Source organism: Halomonas sp. AOP43-A1-21, assembly GCF_052376775.1.
GTDB classification, from domain to species: domain Bacteria; phylum Pseudomonadota; class Gammaproteobacteria; order Pseudomonadales; family Halomonadaceae; genus Vreelandella; species Vreelandella colorata.
Window position 1 is genome coordinate 123,527 of sequence record NZ_JBQSWC010000001.1, and the last position, 16,587, is coordinate 140,113.

The 16,587-nt window shown below is 55.8% G+C and carries 13 protein-coding genes; 3 read left to right on the forward strand and 10 right to left on the reverse strand.

Features of this window, described 5'->3' with window-relative positions:
* Positions 1-2 precede the first annotated feature (2 nt).
* Positions 3-944: an RluA family pseudouridine synthase gene (locus ACT3R7_RS00590; protein ID WP_018915799.1), complete on the reverse strand. Its 942-nt coding sequence runs from the start codon at positions 942-944 to the stop codon at positions 3-5.
* Between the two features lie 695 nt (positions 945-1,639).
* Between ACT3R7_RS00590 and rne the strand changes: the two genes are divergently transcribed.
* Complete coding sequence (gene rne, locus ACT3R7_RS00595; protein ID WP_192537287.1) at positions 1,640-5,002, forward strand: ribonuclease E; 3,363 nt, start codon at positions 1,640-1,642, stop codon at positions 5,000-5,002.
* A gap of 57 nt (positions 5,003-5,059) precedes the next feature.
* Here the strand turns inward: rne and murB are convergent, their stop codons facing one another.
* Genes murB through ACT3R7_RS00630 form a run of 7 tightly spaced genes read right to left on the reverse strand, consistent with a single transcriptional unit; the run spans position 5,060 to position 12,642 of the window.
* Positions 5,060-6,088: a UDP-N-acetylmuramate dehydrogenase gene (gene murB / locus ACT3R7_RS00600; protein WP_318782739.1), complete on the reverse strand. Its 1,029-nt coding sequence runs from the start codon at positions 6,086-6,088 to the stop codon at positions 5,060-5,062.
* Positions 6,085-6,555 (reverse strand): low molecular weight protein-tyrosine-phosphatase, encoded by a 471-nt coding sequence (locus ACT3R7_RS00605; RefSeq protein WP_192537285.1) that lies wholly within the window; start codon positions 6,553-6,555, stop codon positions 6,085-6,087. Before ACT3R7_RS00605 ends, murB begins: the two co-directional genes overlap by 4 nt.
* A gap of 41 nt (positions 6,556-6,596) precedes the next feature.
* Complete coding sequence (gene kdsB / locus ACT3R7_RS00610) at positions 6,597-7,367, reverse strand: 3-deoxy-manno-octulosonate cytidylyltransferase (protein ID WP_192537283.1); 771 nt, start codon at positions 7,365-7,367, stop codon at positions 6,597-6,599.
* On the reverse strand, positions 7,367-7,576 hold the full coding sequence (locus ACT3R7_RS00615; RefSeq protein ID WP_018915794.1) for a Trm112 family protein: 210 nt from the start codon (positions 7,574-7,576) through the stop codon (positions 7,367-7,369). Before ACT3R7_RS00615 ends, kdsB begins: the two co-directional genes overlap by 1 nt.
* Before the next feature lie 13 nt (positions 7,577-7,589).
* Positions 7,590-8,585 (reverse strand): tetraacyldisaccharide 4'-kinase, encoded by a 996-nt coding sequence (lpxK, locus tag ACT3R7_RS00620; RefSeq protein WP_192537281.1) that lies wholly within the window; start codon positions 8,583-8,585, stop codon positions 7,590-7,592.
* A complete protein-coding gene (gene msbA, locus ACT3R7_RS00625; RefSeq protein ID WP_192537279.1) occupies positions 8,582-10,318 on the reverse strand; it encodes a lipid A export permease/ATP-binding protein MsbA in 1,737 nt (578 codons plus the stop codon). The genes lpxK and msbA overlap by 4 nt, the downstream gene beginning before the upstream one ends.
* A gap of 56 nt (positions 10,319-10,374) precedes the next feature.
* On the reverse strand, positions 10,375-12,642 hold the full coding sequence (locus ACT3R7_RS00630) for a DNA internalization-related competence protein ComEC/Rec2 (RefSeq protein WP_192537277.1): 2,268 nt from the start codon (positions 12,640-12,642) through the stop codon (positions 10,375-10,377).
* A gap of 96 nt (positions 12,643-12,738) precedes the next feature.
* On the opposite strand from ACT3R7_RS00630, the gene ACT3R7_RS00635 reads away from it, so the two are divergent.
* A complete protein-coding gene (locus tag ACT3R7_RS00635) occupies positions 12,739-13,290 on the forward strand; it encodes a DUF2062 domain-containing protein (protein ID WP_192537276.1) in 552 nt (183 codons plus the stop codon).
* Here the strand turns inward: ACT3R7_RS00635 and ACT3R7_RS00640 are convergent.
* A complete protein-coding gene (locus ACT3R7_RS00640; RefSeq protein WP_407648019.1) occupies positions 13,287-14,048 on the reverse strand; it encodes an ABC transporter ATP-binding protein in 762 nt (253 codons plus the stop codon). The two genes, ACT3R7_RS00635 and ACT3R7_RS00640, sit on opposite strands and share 4 nt — an antisense overlap.
* A 10-nt stretch (positions 14,049-14,058) precedes the next feature.
* On the reverse strand, positions 14,059-15,300 hold the full coding sequence (locus ACT3R7_RS00645) for a lipoprotein-releasing ABC transporter permease subunit (RefSeq protein WP_018915789.1): 1,242 nt from the start codon (positions 15,298-15,300) through the stop codon (positions 14,059-14,061).
* A 225-nt stretch (positions 15,301-15,525) separates the two neighbouring features.
* Between ACT3R7_RS00645 and ACT3R7_RS00650 the strand changes: the two genes are divergently transcribed.
* Positions 15,526-16,581 carry an agmatine deiminase family protein gene (locus tag ACT3R7_RS00650; RefSeq protein ID WP_192537274.1) on the forward strand — a complete coding sequence of 352 codons (1,056 nt, stop codon included), beginning with the start codon at positions 15,526-15,528 and terminating at the stop codon, positions 16,579-16,581.
* Positions 16,582-16,587: the final 6 nt, after the last annotated feature.

A 16,587-nucleotide genomic window follows, 5' to 3' on the forward strand; every position in this document is an offset into this window, starting at 1 on the left:
CCTTATCGGCGTGCGCGTTTCAGTATGTCTTCCAGCACATCCGGCAGCGGCGCTTTAACCGTCACCGGGCGGCCGTTGGTAGGCTCTGGAAATGTTAAGGAGCGGGCATGCAGAAATAGGCGACTAACCCCCAAGTGCTTCGTCAAATGAGCACTTTCGCGCGTTGAATACTTGTCATCGCCCAATAGCGCGTGTCCGGCATGAGCAGCATGAACGCGAATCTGGTGCGTTCGCCCGGTGACCGGCTCAGCTTCAATCAGCGTGGCTTTTTCAAAGGTTTCAACAACGGCGAAATGGGTACGCGATACTTTGCCGTTAGGATCGACCCGCACCCGCCGCTCGCCGTTACCCGCATCGAAACGGTCAAGACGAGCACTTTCATAGGTTTTACGCGCAGGCCAACGGCCATTGACTAACGCCAGATAGCGTTTGTCCATGCCGTGCTTTTTTAACGACTCGTTGAGCGTTACTAGTGCATCGCGAGATTTAGCCAGCAGTAAACAGCCCGATGTATCACGATCAAGCCTGTGAACGAGTTCTAAAAAGCTCAAATCATCACGCACTTGCCGCAGCGCCTCGATCAAACCAATCTTCACGCCACTGCCTCCGTGCACGGCAAGCCCGGAAGGTTTGTTGAGCACCATCCAGTCAGGGCCTTCCATAATGACGCTGCCCACCAAGACATCACGCAGATTATCGCTAACTTCCTTTACGGCTTCGCGAGGCGCCAGACGCAAAGGTGGCACACGCACCATATCTCCTGCCTGGAGGCGATAATCTACTTTGACGCGCTTTTTATTAACCCGCACCTCACCTTTACGCACGATGCGGTATATCAGCGCTCTAGGAGCACCTTTCAGGCGAGTCATCAAAAAATTATCGATTCTCTGACCCGCTTGTTCCGGGGCGATATCCACCCACTGTACTTCACGCCCTTCGGCCATTGCCGCGCACTCCTGCTGTGTCTCGATGATGCTAGGCTAAAAACGGCATTCTAACGTAGACCCAAGGGCATTGCGTCAATTGCTGGTGGTTGTCTTTACTGTTATATTCCAAATCGTTCACCCGCTAAGCGCGGAAGGCTTGTTGAGTATTCCTGTTTTCACAAGTGTTAATGCCGCGTTTAGCTTAAGCGCCTGCCCGACCAACACGCAGGCCTGAGCACAAGAAGCGGCGTCAGTGTACGCACTGCCTGATTCTTAACGTATTAAAAAATGTAGTTACTCTGCCGCCCTTATTCACAAGTACGACAGATAAGGACGACAGATTTGCTAACGCTTAGCCTAAAACGGCAAGCGATTGCTTAATAAAAACGCCACACTCAGAACCGCTTCGCCTTTTCGTCACAAGGCATTGGCCAATTCTGGGTGACAAGTTCAACGCTGTGCCGGTGGCCGGCGTTGGCGAATCGATAAATGCTAGGTGTAGGCGGTGTCAGCAGGGCCGGATGGACGTGACAGCCACCGAAACATGTCCTGCCTCCGCCACGTACTCAACCTGTCAGCCGGGTCGGCGATCATGCCTTCCCGGCTTGCCGTGTCAGCATAACCATGCGCCGAGCACAAGCACGCAGCACCTGCGATTCGTCTACGTCCCCCTTTTGGGCGGTTCGCCGGTACTCAACGCTATGCGAGACAACATGAAACGGATGCTTATCAATGCGACCCAACCCGAAGAGCTTCGGGTCGCGCTGGTTGATGGACAACGCCTTTACGATCTGGATATTGAATCAGGCGCACGAGAGCAGAAAAAAGCCAATATTTACCGCGGCAAAATTACCCGCGTTGAACCCTCCCTTGAAGCGGCCTTCGTGGACTTTGGTGCAGAACGCCACGGCTTCCTCCCGCTCAAAGAAATCTCCCGCGAATACTTCGTTAAAGACGTCTCTGGTCGCCCAAGTATCAAAGAGGTACTAAGAGAGGGCCAGGAAGTTATCGTGCAGGTGGATAAAGAGGAGCGCGGCAATAAAGGCGCAGCGCTTACCACCTTTATCAGTTTGGCAGGCCGCTTTTTGGTGCTGATGCCCAACAACCCCCGTGCAGGCGGTATTTCCCGCCGTATTGAAGGGGAAGAGCGCACCCAGCTGAAAGACGCCATGGGCCAGCTCACCGTACCCGACAAGATGGGCCTGATCGTGCGCACAGCGGGCATCGGCCGTAATCCGGAAGAACTTCAGTGGGATCTGGACTACCTGGCCCAGGTATGGGAATCGATCACCACTGAAGCAGCCAAGCAGCCTGCCCCGTTCCTGATTTACCGTGAATCCAACGTTATTATCCGGGCCATGCGTGATTACCTGCGCCAGGACATTGGCGAGGTGCTGATCGACAGCCCCGAGATTCACGCTGAAGCGCTGGGCTTTATCCGCCAGGTGATGCCGTCATACCAGCAGAAAATTAAGCTTTATGCTGACGAAGTGCCGCTTTTCTCGCGTTTTCAAATCGAATCACAGATCGAAACGGCCTACCAGCGTGAGGTAAAACTCCCCTCTGGCGGCTCGATCGTGATCGATCATACCGAAGCGCTGGTGTCGATCGACATCAACTCCGCCCGGGCAACCCGCGGCAGCGATATCGAAGAAACCGCTCTGCAAACCAACTCTGAAGCGGCCGATGAAATCGCCCGCCAGCTACGCCTGCGTGATATCGGCGGCCTGGTGGTTATCGACTTTATCGACATGGGCCCGGCACGCAATCAACGCGAAGTTGAAAATCGCATGCGCGACGCCTTGAAGCTTGATCGCGCTCGCGTACAGATTGGGCGCATTTCACGCTTTGGTCTGATGGAAATGTCCCGTCAGCGACTACGCCCCTCACTGGGTGAAACCAGCGGCGTGGTATGCCCGCGCTGTAACGGTCAGGGCACTATCCGCGACGTACGCTCGCTTTCGCTCTCGATCATGCGCCTGATCGAAGAAGAAGCCATGAAAGAGCGTAGTGCGCAGATCCGCGCGATTCTCCCGGTGCCAGTGGCTACCTACCTGCTCAACGAAAAACGTAGCGTACTGGCCGATATCGAGTCGCGCCAGGGTGTGCGCGTTGTGCTGCTGCCCAACCCGGAAATGCATACGCCTCACTACGACGTGCAGCGTTTGCGCGATGATCATTTAGACGAAGACGACACCCAAACGCTATCGAGCTTCGAGCTATCGACCGATACCGAAGTAGGCAAAGAGCCAGACCCAAGCTTTGCGCCACCGACTCAGCGTGCTGAAGCCGCCGTTAAAAGTGTCACACATAACGCACCGGCCCCGGCGTCACTACAAACCGAAGAACCTGCCCCTAAAGCAAAAGCAGCCGCGCCTGTGGTCAACACGGAAGAGCAGCCGAGCGTTATCGGACGCTTTATTCGCGGTTTCGCAAAACTCCTGGGCAGCGATGACAGCAGTTCCGCAGAGCCTGCGGATAAGCCAAAAGAACCGGCACCTCGTCGCCAGACCGAACGCAGTAGCCAAAAAGCGGCCCAGCCAGGCAGCGAGACTAAGCAAAAGCCTGCCCGCAACGAGCGCAGCGAAAGCAGCAAGTCTGAGCAACGCAATAGCCAGTCGCGTAATGCAAATACCAGCGCCAATACCAGTACCAACAACAATGCCGGTGACGATGCCAACGATAAGCGTAGCGGCCCTACCCGCACCCGCAATCGGCGTCGCAACCCGCAGCAAGATGATGCAAAAACGCAGGATAACACCAGCAAGAACAACCGTCAGAAAGACACGCCTGCGGTAAAACCTGCGGTAAAAGAAGAAAGCCGCGACGCCCCCAAAGCGGCGCAGAAAGAGCCTCGTCGCGAGACCCAACGCGACACTCAGCGCGATGCCAAACCTGCCAAAGAGGCGGCACGCAACGAAGCAGAGAAGCCAGTAGCGAAAGAGGATGACAAGCCTAAACGCACGCGCAATAACCCGCGTAGTCGTTCACGCAAACAGGCCGTTAACCCGCAGGCAGAAGCAGAACAGCTACAGCTGCAGACTCAAGCAGCCGAAGAAGCGTCAAACGCTGATACGGCTGCCGCAGAGCCGGTAACACCTGAAGCTAACGCGCCGCAAGAAACGCTTACCAGCGCTACAGCGACACAGCTGCCGGATGCTCAGCCGACCGACGAAAGCGCAAGTGCCAAAGCGCAGGAAGCCAGCCCCGCCGAGGAAAACACCTCAGCGGCAGCGCCTGTGTCTACGCCTGAAGCCTCTCAGCCTGAAGAGCTAACGTCCGAGACGACGCCGTCTGAAGAGACTGTCCTTGAAGAGCCTAATCTTGCAGAGACCAAGCTTGAAGAGACTAGCTCTAAAGAACCCGGCTTTGAAGAAAACAGCTTTGAAGAAACCAGCCTTGAAGCAAACAAGCATAGCGAGGCGAAGCCTGAAGAACTGGCTATAGAAAAGCCTGCATCTGCAACGCTGATTGCTGAAGAGCCTACTGTTGAGAAATCGGTTGCCGAAGAAGCAGCTGTAGAAGAGCGCTTAAGCGATGAGCTGGCAACCGCAGCAAAAGGCGACGAGCCGATAGCTGCAGATGCTCAGCCACAGGCCGATGAAAAACCAGCTTATACCTCTGAAACCATTGCTCCTGAAGCCAGCGGCGCAGACGTTATTTCTCAGCCTATCGCCGAGACTCATAGCGAGACAGCGAACGAAGCCGATAACGAAGCAGACAGCCACGCCGATAAAACGCTGGCCCCCTCTCCTACGGAGCTTGCTGAAAGCGGCGTAGCCGATGAGCCAAAAGAGATTGCCCCGGTAAGCGCCCAGGCAGACGCGATGCCTGCTCAGGAGGCTAATGCAAGCCAACCTGAGACAGATACCGCGCCCGCTATTAATTCGGCCCCGGACGTGACCACTGATGCCATCGATGCTGAAAAAGCACCGTTTTCAGAAGCTCAGGCCACACTATCGACTAGCGACGAAGTAACGGCTGAAGAGACGCCTAAACCTCGTCGTCGTACCCGTGCGCATAACGATCCTCGCGAACTGCGTAGGCAGCAAGCACAAGAGGCTAGCAAAGAGTAATTTGCTAACTGCGCAAAAAACCCCGCCGAGGCGGGGTTTTTTTATGCATCAAAAGCATTAGATCAGACGCGGCTCAGGCTCTAGCAACACGTTAAAACGCGCATTTACCTGCTCGACAAGAGAGTCAGCAAAGCGCATAAGCCCCTCTCGGTCACCACCCCCTAGATGCACCAGCACTAACGCTTGGCGGTCATGCACGCCAAAAGCGCCTTCACGCGTGCCTTTTAAACCACACTGATCAATCAACCAGCCTGCGGCCAGCTTGGTTTGACCATTGCTTAACGGAAAATGCGGCATGCCTGGGTAGCAAGCGAGTAACGCCAGCGCCTGCTGGGATGAAACAATCGGATTTTTAAAAAAACTGCCTGCGTTCGCCAGTTGCTTGGGGTCAGGCAGCTTCTCTTGTCGGATAGCCGATACTGCATTGGCGACATCCAACGGGCTCGGCGCATTAGATAAACGCGAGGCAAGATCGCCATAGTGAAGCTTAAGCGCAGGCTGCCTGGAAAGCCGCAGCACCAGTTGGGTAATCACGACGCGCCCATTTAAAGCATTTTTAAATAGGCTATCGCGGTAGCCAAACGCACAGTCGGCATTGTTGAGCCAGCGCGTTTCTCCCGTTGCAAGTTCCATGACCTGCAAAGCCTGAAGGCTATCGGCAAGTTCAACGCCATAAGCACCAATATTCTGCACCGGCGCTGCACCACAGTCACCGGGAATGAGGGCCAGGTTTTCGATGCCCCATAGGCCACGGGCAGCCGTATTAAGCACCAACGCATGCCAGTTAACGCCCGCCCCCACATGCACCAGCACATCATTACCATCGCGGGTCAGCCACCACTGGTTTAATGCCGGGCGTATCGCAAGCCCGGCCAAACGGGGCGGCAATAATACGTTGCTCCCACCGCCCAGCAGGGTTACCGGCCATTGCTTACGTCTGGCATAGGCCAGCGTACGGCGTAAAGCGTCAAGCGATGCAGGCTCAGCGTAATAGTCGGCAATACACGGCAGGCGCAACGTATTGGCAGAGGTGAGATCAACGCACTCATCGATTAGCGCAGTTTTTTGCGTAGCTAAAGCTATCACGCGGAGTCACTTCTTAAATGTTGAATCAAACCGTGCGACGCGGCTTCAATCATATCCAGCACGTCCTCAAACCCCTGGTCACCACCGTAGTAAGGATCCGGTACCTCTGCCCCTGGCGTACCCGCGAAGTCCAAGAAAAGCCCCACATACGCCTGGCTTTTAGAAGGCTTCAAGGCGTGCATTGCTTGAAGGTTAGCGTTATCCATAGCCAAGATGTAATCGAAGTCTAAGAAATCACTGGCCGTTAACTGACGAGCGCATAGCGGGCTCAAATCGACGCCCCGGCGCTTGGCCGCCACCTGCGCCCGTTGATCAGGCGCTTTGCCCACATGCCAGTTGCCTATCCCGCAAGAGTCGATCACTACCTGCTCACCCATGCCCGCGTCTTCCAGCGCGCGGCGAAAAACGCCCTCGGCAGTGGGCGAGCGACAAATATTGCCTAAACAAACGAACAGTACCCGCGTCACACAGCGCTTCCTTGTACGTTGAGAGTATTTAAAAAAATGTTTTAATCATCCGGCGTTAACAAAGCGCGTACGCGATCCAGATCTTCCTGAGTATCGACCCCGGCAGGATTAACCTCGCAGGCCAGTGCCACTTGAATTAGGTGACCATTGTGTAGCGCACGCAATTGCTCGAGCTGCTCTAACTGCTCAAGTGCTGACGCTGGCCAGTCACGATAAGCGGCTAAAAAACCTGCCCGGTAGGCGTAAATCCCGATATGGCGTAGCCAAGCATCCGTTTCAAGCATCGCAGGCGGTTGCTTGAACTGCTCACGATCCCAGGGAATCGGTGCCCGGGAGAAATACAGTGCGCGACCCTGCAAGGAGCGCACTACTTTGACCACGTTAGGATTAAACAGCGAATCGACATCGTTGATCGGTTCAGCCAACGTAGCGATAGATGCCTCGGGATCCTCAGCCAAGCGTAACGCTACCTGATCAATCAATGTAGGGGGGATCAGCGGCTCGTCGCCCTGCACGTTCACCACTAGCTCATCGTCATGCAACGCCAGGATTTGGGAAACTTCAGCCAGCCTGTCAGTGCCCGAAGCATGATCCGCGTGGGTCATGACGACTTCTGCTCCGTAGTGCACCATAGCGTCGCGAATGCGGGCATCATCGGTGGCGACTACCACGCGGCTGGCCTGACTTTGACAGGCGCGCCGCCATACGTGAGCAACCATGGGCTCACCGGCAATATCAAGCAGTGGCTTACCCGGCAGCCGGGTCGATCCAAAGCGGGCCGGCACAATGGCCGTAAACGTGGGAAACGCCATTACAGGTCTCCCGTGCGTCCTGGTGAGGTTGGCAGCTTTTCATCTGCATCCATTACCCGGGCTTCTTCAGGCAGCATCACGGGAATGCCTTCCTGTATCGGATAAGCCAGGCCATCGTAATGACAACGCAACTCTTGCGACTCGCGGTCGTATTTTAGCTTGCCGTTACATAACGGACAGACCAACATCGCCAGCAGTTCCTTATCCATGCGTGCATCCCCTTCAGGATAAAGCCGACAGTTTGACTGTCAGCCAGTGTTCGAATTCTAGCGGAAGCGTGGCTTCCACTTCTAATACCCAGCTATTGGACGGGGCAATCTCTTTACATTTCACCGCATCTTTGGCGGTCATGACCACGGGGCGCTGCTTAGCAGGGGAAAATATAGCCTCACTAAAGCGCTGGTGATCTGCAAGCGCCAGCATCTCGCCTTCCACACCCAGTTCGCGCAGCGTGGTAAAAAACCGCTCAGGGTTGCCAATGCCGGCAACGCCATACACAGGCAGACTAAAGGGTAACGGGGTTAGTGGAAAACGCTCACCATCTTTCAGGCGCCGCCAAGCGACCGGCATTAACTGCATTGAGGTTGCATCAATTGGCAGTGAGTGGCGCATTTCACCATTCACGATCACGCCATCGACACGCGCTAACCGCCGGGGTGATTCGCGTAGCGGCCCTGCAGGCAGGCAGCGTTGATTGCCCAGCCCCCGCGCGCCATCAATCACCACAAGCTCTATATCGCGCTCAAGCGCCAAGTGCTGCAAGCCGTCATCGCTTAAAATTATATCGCAGCCGAGATCCACCAGCGCCTGCGTGCCGCGGGCACGCTTTGGGTCTGCAACGACAGGCAGCGCGGTTTGCTGGGCAAGCATGACCGGCTCGTCACCGCTTTGTGCCGGGTCAGTAGCCGGGGTAACGTGAAGCGGGTAGTGTTCAGCGTTACCCCCATAGCCGCGGGTCACAATGCCCGGCGACCAGCCTTGTGCCACCAGCCAGCGGCCCAACCACGCGACCAAAGGTGACTTACCCGTACCGCCAAGCGTGATATTACCTACCACGATCACCGGTACCGGCGCTCGCCAGCTGACCTTTTTCCCACTGGCATACGCGGCTTCACGGCGCTTCATGATGTATCGATAAAGCGCCCCCAAGGGGCGTAACGGGATAAGCCAAGGGCTATTATGATAGCCCCCTTCAAGCCAGCGTTGGGCTAGCGTCATGGCGCTTCCTGGAACTGCAGTTGATGCAAGGCCGAATAGGCGCCACCCGCTTCCAGCAGCGCCTGATGAGTGCCCTGCTCAATAATCCGTCCTTGATCCATGACCAGAATACGGTCGGCGCGCTCAATCGTTGATAGCCGATGGGCGATTACCAGCGTGGTACGCCCTTTGCATACATGCTCCAGGGCTTTTTGAATATAACGCTCTGACTCGGTATCGAGTGCCGAAGTAGCCTCGTCCAAAATCAGTATCGGGCTATCTTTAAAGATCGCTCGGGCAATTGCCAGACGCTGCCGCTGGCCGCCAGACAGCATGACACCGTTTTCCCCCACTACGGTTTCATAACCTTGAGGAAGCTTTTCGATATACTCACTGGCATAGGCAGCCTTTGCCGCCGCTTCGATAGCCTGACGATCAGGATTCGACGTGCCATAGGCAATATTATCGGCAATCGTGGCGTTAAACAGCGTTACCTGCTGTGAGACCAGACCAATCTGCTGACGCAGGGGCCCTAACGCGTACTCATCAATATTCACGCCGTCAATTAGAATGCGCCCTTCATTGAGACGATAAAAACGCGGCAACAGACTGACCAGCGTTGATTTACCGCTGCCCGAGCGGCCCACGATCGCCACCAGTTCGCCTGGCGCGACGTGCAAATTGATATCGTGAAGCACGCCCGGCTGCTCGTCTGCATAGCGAAAGCTAACGTTCTCCAGGGCCACTTCACCGCGTAAACGCCCAGGTATGCGTGTGCCGGTATCCTGTTCGGGCGCCAAATCCATCAGCCCAAACAGTTCAGAGGCCGCGGCAATACCTTTTTGAATATCGCTATTAATTTCGGTGAGCTGACGCACTGGCTTGATCATCAGGGCAGCGGCCGTAATAAATGCCACAAATTCACCTGGAGTCATATCGGCCATTAATGCCGGTGACATGGCCAACCACACCAGCAGCGCCATGGAAATGGCGACCAGCATCAGAATGACAGGAGAGCTTATCGCTCGGGTCTTGGCCTCTTTCATGCTCTGCCTGCGGTTTTCTTCGCTTACGCTTTTGAAACGCTGCTTTTCGTAATCTTCCGCGCCGTGGGTGCGCACCACCCGATAACCCGACAAGCCTTCTGAGGCAACATGCGTGACATCGCCCATTGAGCTCTGAATCCGCTTGGAGATACTCCGAAAGCGTTTGCTGACATAGCTTACGACCGCGGCGATGACTGGCGTAACGCCTAAAAACAGCAGCGTCAGCATCCAGTTCGTCCAGAACAGATAGCCAATCAACCCGACGACAAACAGACCTTCGCGCAGAATAACGGTAACGGCATTGGTTGCCGCCCCGGCCACCTGCTCGACATGGTACGTTACCCGGGAAACGAGATGACCGCTTGAGTGCTGGTCAAAAAAGCGCCCTGGCAAATGCAGCAAGTGAGCAAATACATCGCAGCGCAACGTGTGGATGACATAGCGACCTACATACGCCATGTAATAGGTACTCAAAAAAGTACCCACCCCGCGCGCGGCAAACATTAAAACGACAAACAGCGGCAAAAATAGCCGAAAAGCCGCATCCGGATTTTGAATACCGTCAATGAGGCGTTTCATCATTTCCGCAAGCGCCGTACTGGATGCGGCATAAACCACAAATCCAATGACCGCTAGGGCAAATGCTCGCCAATGCGGTTTTACATAGCTCAGCAGTCGTTTATAAAGAACCCAACCTGAATCAGTCACACGCGCTCCTGGCAATAGTGTGCAATGCGCTGAATTCTACCTTATGGCGAGGCGCATCAACACCGCTTAGCGCTATCCGGTTGCGGGCGCATGGGTGTGATAATCACTGGATGATCTTTTTGCAGCCAAAAGCGCAGCGCACCATCGTGTCCCGTATTCCACAGGCAGCTGCCTTGTTTTCGAAAACGCCGTACCACATCATCCACTGGGTGCTGAAAAGGGTTGTTACGTCCAGCACTAAAAATAGCGTGATGGGGCGCGGCATGCTGAACAAACTGAACGCCGGAACTGGTGCGGCTACCGTGATGTCCGGCCACCAATACGCTGACGGGCAAATCAACATCGCGCAGAAAGCGCCGTTCGATATCGCGACTGACATCCCCGGTAATTAACAGCCGCTTTTCGCCTACGCTAACTTCCAGCACGCATGAGCGATCATTGGCGGAGTAAGTATTAGACCCGGCGGGTGGCCATAAAAAGCGATAGGCTATGCCATCACGCTGCCAAGCTTGCCCGCGCTCGCAGGCGGTGGCCATTACCGGCAATGATTCACCTACCGGTGCTTGCCAGCGCGCCACGCTGTGGTCTTCAAGCAACGCTCCAATGCCCCCGGCATGGTCGATATCGGCATGGCTTACGATCACTTGATCAAAATGCTGGTTAGGCGACCAAAGCGTTTGTAGCGGCATAAAGCCTGCCTGAAAACGCGGGCCCGTATCGTAAAGCAGGCGGTACTGCTGGCTGCGCAGCTCAACAAGCTGGCCTTGGCCCACGTCATGCACGGTCACGCGCAGCTTACCTTTGGGCATGGGCTCCTGAGGTGACCACCAGGGAAGCAACACCGCGAGCAGCACCGGTCCACCTCTTAACCAGGGAGGCACACTCGGCAGCCCCCAGCACAGCGCCAGCCATAAAAGCACACCGCTTAAGGGATAGATGAGCGTCTGGTCAGGCTCCCATAGCGGCCATAGCTGCACTACCTGGGTAAGCAAAGCGTAAAAAACGCCCAGCGCCTGCTCAAACAGCCACCAGACGCCTGTGCCAAGCAAGGGTAGCGGCGCGAAAATCCAACCCAACAGCGCCAAAGGCACCATCACAGAACTGACCCAGGGCACGGCGATTAAATTGATAAGTGGCGACGCAGGCGCGATACGTTCAAAGGCAATAAGAACGGCAGCCGCCATTAGCGGAGCCAGCAATAACTGTGAGCGCAGCAGTGCCCAGCACCAGCCTTTAATGCCCCGCGGCCGAGAGCGTCCCTGCCAGATAATAATCAACCAGCCAACGGCCAGAAATGAAAGCCAGAGTCCAGGGCGCCATAATGACAGCGGATCGATCACAACAACTAACCCAAGCGCCAGCCACCAGGCCTGCCAAATGCCCGGCGCATGCCGCCCGCTCAGCACCCAGAGGCCCACCAGCGCCATCACCATGGCCCGCATCGCCGGGGGTGCCAAGCCTGCCAATGACGCATACCCAACGGTAACCACCGCCGCTGCCCACCACGGCCAAGCGCGCATCCGCCAGTTGGTGGGAGTGATTAACCGTGACGCCATTCTCGCCAGAAGTAGCGCAAACCCGGCCACCAAACCAACATGCAAACCTGAAATCACCACTAAGTGTGTGGTTCCCGTGGCGTTGAGCAGCGCCCAGTCATCCTGGGTTAACCGGTCGCCCTCACCCAGCGTCAAGGCGGCCAGCCAACGGCGCGTCCGCTCGCTCAGTGGCTGGTTATCCAATACATCTAGCGCCATTAGGCGTACAGAGAAGCCAGCATCCGCCAGTTTTACCGCTGCTGGCTCCTGACGCACATACCCGGTTGCGTGAATGCCCTCTCGCCATAGCCACTGTTCAAAATCAAAGACATCAGGATTAGCAAAACCACTGGGGGGGCGCAGGCGCAGCGTCAAACGCCACTGCTCTCCGGCTTGATAAACGCTATCGCCATACGCCGTGACACGTACTTTTTGGAGCGCCCGGAAAGAAGGCGCATCGCTGGGCGCTTCACACGCATTAACGCTTAGCAGCAGCCGCTGGGAGCCACCGGATGCGGTGACGCTAAGCAGCGTGGCATCCACAACGACATCTTCACCATTGAGCCCAACCGGAAGCTGGCTAGCCCACTCCTGATGAATACCTACAAAAACCCAACCACCGATCAATAACCATATAGCCGCCTGAGGCCGCCAGACCATTAACAACAACGCAGCCAGCAAACCAACGCCTACAAAAGGATTAATGAGCCCTGTCATGCCGCTTACCCCAGCGATAATAGCGCCTGACAGGGCCGCCATTGCAGCCGGTATCGCAACGCCCAACGGCATACGACTCTCCTTGGCATAAGAACTTCACACACTCGGCATAGCCTAAGCACTACGCTATATGGATAATGGGTGCACTAATAGGCAAGAGTACCTGACATGCCGCGCCGTTTCCTGCAGCGCTATATGCCTAAACCCGATATGTTACGGCAGCAGCGATCTCTACGCTTTATGGCGCCGCTGATTGCTGACCCGGGTCTGTGGCTTTTAACTCGCCGAAGCGTTGCCAATGCGTTTAGCGTCGGCTTGTTTTGCGCCATGCTACCCATACCTTTTCAAATGGTGGTCGCGGCTATCGGTGCACGACTTAGCCGCTGTAACCTGGCCCTGTCGGTAAGTCTTGTCTGGATCACCAACCCCCTCACCATGCCGCTTATTTTTTACTGCAACTATCGGCTGGGTACCTTCATTCTCGGCGCGCCGGTACGCGAGGCGCCAACGCGTATTTCAACGCGCTGGATTGCTGAACAGATGCACGATATTTTGCCCCCATTGGTGGTCGGATCACTTGTTACGGCCATTGTTTTGGCGCTGGTGGCCAATGTCGGCATTCGCCTTATCTGGCGTTGGCACGTGTCCTATAACTGGAAACGCCGCCGCCAAAACAGGCAGCGGCGTCGGGCGCGGGTCGAATCTGAGTTCGATGATTAAGGCGTGCGGGGCTGCTCGATAAGCTTGCCTGCATCCAGTTTAAGCACCCTATCCTGATGCGCCGCCAGGCCCACGTCGTGGGTCACGATAACGAAGGCGCAGGCGCTCTCTTTAGCCAACTCATCCATCAAGGCCAGAATGGTCGCGGCGGTCGTTTGATCCAGGTTCCCCGTCGGCTCGTCCATCAGCACAAGGCTTGGATCAGTTACCAGCGCGCGGGCAATTGCCACACGCTGACGCTCACCGCCAGAAAGCTCGCCCGGCTTATGGTCGGCTCGCGCTTTCATCCCGACTCGCTCAAGAATCTGCATTGCACGTTTTTCAGCGGTTTTTTTCGACTGACCGCGAATAATCAATGGTAACGCTGCATTTTCAACCGCGGTAAACTCCGCCAGCAGATGGTGAAACTGGTAGACAAAGCCGATATAGCGATTGCGAAACTTCCCTAAGGCCGCCTCGTTTAATGTAGAAAGCGGTTCGCCCGCGATCACTACTTGGCCATTGCTAGGCCGATCCAGCCCGCCCAGCAGGTTAAGTAGCGTCGTTTTACCCGACCCTGAACTGCCCACGATCGCCACACGCTCACCGGCACGCACGGATAGCTCAAGCTTATCAAGCACGGTTAAGTCTTGCGGACCTTCGCTATAAACGCGTGTTAAATCATGGCAATTCAGCATAATGGGCGGCTCCTGAGCCTTTGCCCCGGAGCCTGGCGTAGCGGTAGACGACGCGGCAGTTAACGGCGTAGTAGTAGACATGGAAGCATCCTTATTCATAGCGCAGAACATCCGCCGGTTGAACACGAGCAGCGCGCCAAGCGGGGTACAGCGTGGACAGGAACGTTAGACCGAAGGCCGCCAATACAATGTTGCGAACGTCGTCCCACTGCAGTTGAGATGGCAAGTCGCTAATAAAGTAAACGCCTGCATCCAGGAACTGAATACCAAAGGCCGCTTCAAACCAACCGATCAGATCCGAGATTGTCAGCGCCAGCAAAATGCCCACGGCCACGCCAATGGCAATCCCCATCAGGCCAATGGCCAATCCTTGAACGATGAAAATACCCATGATAGAGCGTGGCGTTGCGCCAATGGTGCGCAAAATAGCGATATCCGCTCGCTTGTCGGTGACCACCATGACCAGGGTAGAAACAATATTGAAAGCGGCGACGGCCACAATAACGGTTAACAGCAGCGCAATCATGCGCTTTTCCATTTGAATGGCCTGGAAAAGGTTGCCATGCGAGGACGTCCAGTCAGTACCGCGGTAGCCCGGCCCTAAATCATTAACGATAGCCTGAGTTTCACTGCCGGCTATAAACAGATCGTTAAGCTCCAGGCGCAAGCCACCTACCGCATCGCCCAGGCGGGCCAGCGTTTGCATATCTTCAATATTGGCGTAGGCAAGATTGGCATCAAGATCAGCGCCAACGCTGAAAATACCGCTAACGGTAAAGCGCTTTAAACGCGGGAAAACACCTGCCGGTGTAATGGATGCTTCAGGCACCAGCAGCGTCACACGATCGCCGACGCCAACGCCCAACTGGCGTGCCAGCATTGAGCCAAGCACCACATTCCACTCACCCGGCACCAGGTCGGCAAGCGCACCTTGGCGCATATGCTGACCGATAATGGATACCTGATCTTCCCAATCAGGGTTAATACCGTTGACCATTGCCCCTTGGTTACGACCAGCGGCAGAGAACATACCCTGCTGCTCAACATACGGTGCTGCACCAATGACGCGCTCGCGCTGGATCAGCTCGTCGGCCAGCGCTTCCCACTCGACCATCCCTTGGGTTGCCTCGATTTTCGTATGCGGCACCATTCCTAGAATGCGCGTGCGCAGTTCGTGGTCGAAACCGTTCATGACCGATAACACCAGGATGAGCACCGCCACCCCCAGCATGAGCCCCAGCATCGATGTTAATGAAATAAATGAAATAAAGTGATTCCGGCGTTTGGCGCGCACGTAGCGCAGCCCCACCAGGAAAGGCAAACGATCAAGCATGGCGTCATTCCTTATTAATAAGCGCTCATGGTACGGTTTTTTTAGCAATACTGCATGTGCAAACGGCCATTAGAGCGACAGAATACAGGCCCGTTCCCTTAAACCACGTAGGGCTTGCAAGTTACCCCGCGACCCCCTACATTGCGCCCATTTACGCTGGCGCAATCGGCGAGCGTTTGTGTTTATCAAAAGATCTTACCAAGAGGCTCTGCGACGTTGGCTAACATGACTTATCGCCTGCTGCCTGAATGGCATCCACAAGACGGTTTACAGCTCACCTGGCCACGCCCTGATGGCGACTGGGAGTCGCTGCTATCGCGCATTGAGGCAACGCTTGAGCGCATTGTACTGGCAACCGTTCGTTATCAGCAGGTGGTTATCAGCATGCCTGATGAGGCAACCTGCGCCCGGGTGCGGGCAACATTCGATGCCTACGGCGTGCCGGCTCACAAGCTATTACTGATAGTGGCGCCCACGGATGATACCTGGGCACGCGACCACGGCCCAATCAGCGTGGTTGATGACGAAGGCCAGCCAGTAATGCTGGACTACACCTTCACCGGTTGGGGCGGCAAATTTCCGGCCAGCAACGATAACCAGCTGACACAAGCGCTAGCGGACGCAGGCGTTTGGGCGTGCCCAATTGCTTCACGCGATATGGTGCTGGAAGGTGGCGCGATTGAAACCGATGGTGAAGGCACGCTTTTAACCACTGAAGCCTGTTTGCTCAACCCTAACCGCAATCCGCATTTGACCCGACAGGACGTTGAAGCGCTGCTGGCTGACGACTTTGGCGTCGACCGCGTGCTGTGGTTAACCAACGGCCACCTAGAAGGTGACGATACGGATAGCCACGTTGATACATTGGCGCGTTTTTGCAATCCCACGACGATTGCCTATGTTCGCTGCGACGATCCGCAAGATCCGCATTATGCCGCGCTACAGGCCATGGAGCAGGAGTTAAAAGCTTTTCGGCAGCGTAACGGCGAAGCATACCGGCTTGTACCACTGCCTTGGCCACAGGCATGCTTTGATCCTGAAGACGGCCATCGGCTGCCAGCCACTTATGCCAACTTCCTGATTATTAACGACGCGGTGCTGGTACCCACCTATGGTGATCCAGCAGATACTTTGGCGCTCATGGCGCTAGCCGATGCGTTTCCAGACCATGCGTTGATCCCCATTGAGTGCTCAAGCGTTATTCGTCAGCATGGCAGCCTACACTGCTTAACCATGCAGCTACCCAAAGGTACGCTGACAGCGGCCTCTTCCAACCAGTAAGGAGCT

Coding starts and splice junctions, on each gene's coding strand:
- ACT3R7_RS00630 (WP_192537277.1), bottom strand. CDS start 12,642: ATGCCGTTGGGCGTTGCGATACCGGCTGCAATGGCGGCCCTGTCAGGC.
- kdsB (WP_192537283.1), bottom strand. CDS start 7,367: ATGGCGTTTCCCACGTTTACGGCCATTGTGCCGGCCCGCTTTGGATCG.
- ACT3R7_RS00640 (WP_407648019.1), bottom strand. CDS start 14,048: ATGTCTACTACTACGCCGTTAACTGCCGCGTCGTCTACCGCTACGCCA.
- lpxK (WP_192537281.1), bottom strand. CDS start 8,585: ATGACGCTAGCCCAACGCTGGCTTGAAGGGGGCTATCATAATAGCCCT.
- rne (WP_192537287.1), top strand. CDS start 1,640: ATGAAACGGATGCTTATCAATGCGACCCAACCCGAAGAGCTTCGGGTC.
- ACT3R7_RS00650 (WP_192537274.1), top strand. CDS start 15,526: ATGACTTATCGCCTGCTGCCTGAATGGCATCCACAAGACGGTTTACAG.
- ACT3R7_RS00615 (WP_018915794.1), bottom strand. CDS start 7,576: ATGGATAAGGAACTGCTGGCGATGTTGGTCTGTCCGTTATGTAACGGC.
- ACT3R7_RS00645 (WP_018915789.1), bottom strand. CDS start 15,300: ATGCTTGATCGTTTGCCTTTCCTGGTGGGGCTGCGCTACGTGCGCGCC.
- ACT3R7_RS00590 (WP_018915799.1), bottom strand. CDS start 944: ATGGCCGAAGGGCGTGAAGTACAGTGGGTGGATATCGCCCCGGAACAA.
- ACT3R7_RS00635 (WP_192537276.1), top strand. CDS start 12,739: ATGCCGCGCCGTTTCCTGCAGCGCTATATGCCTAAACCCGATATGTTA.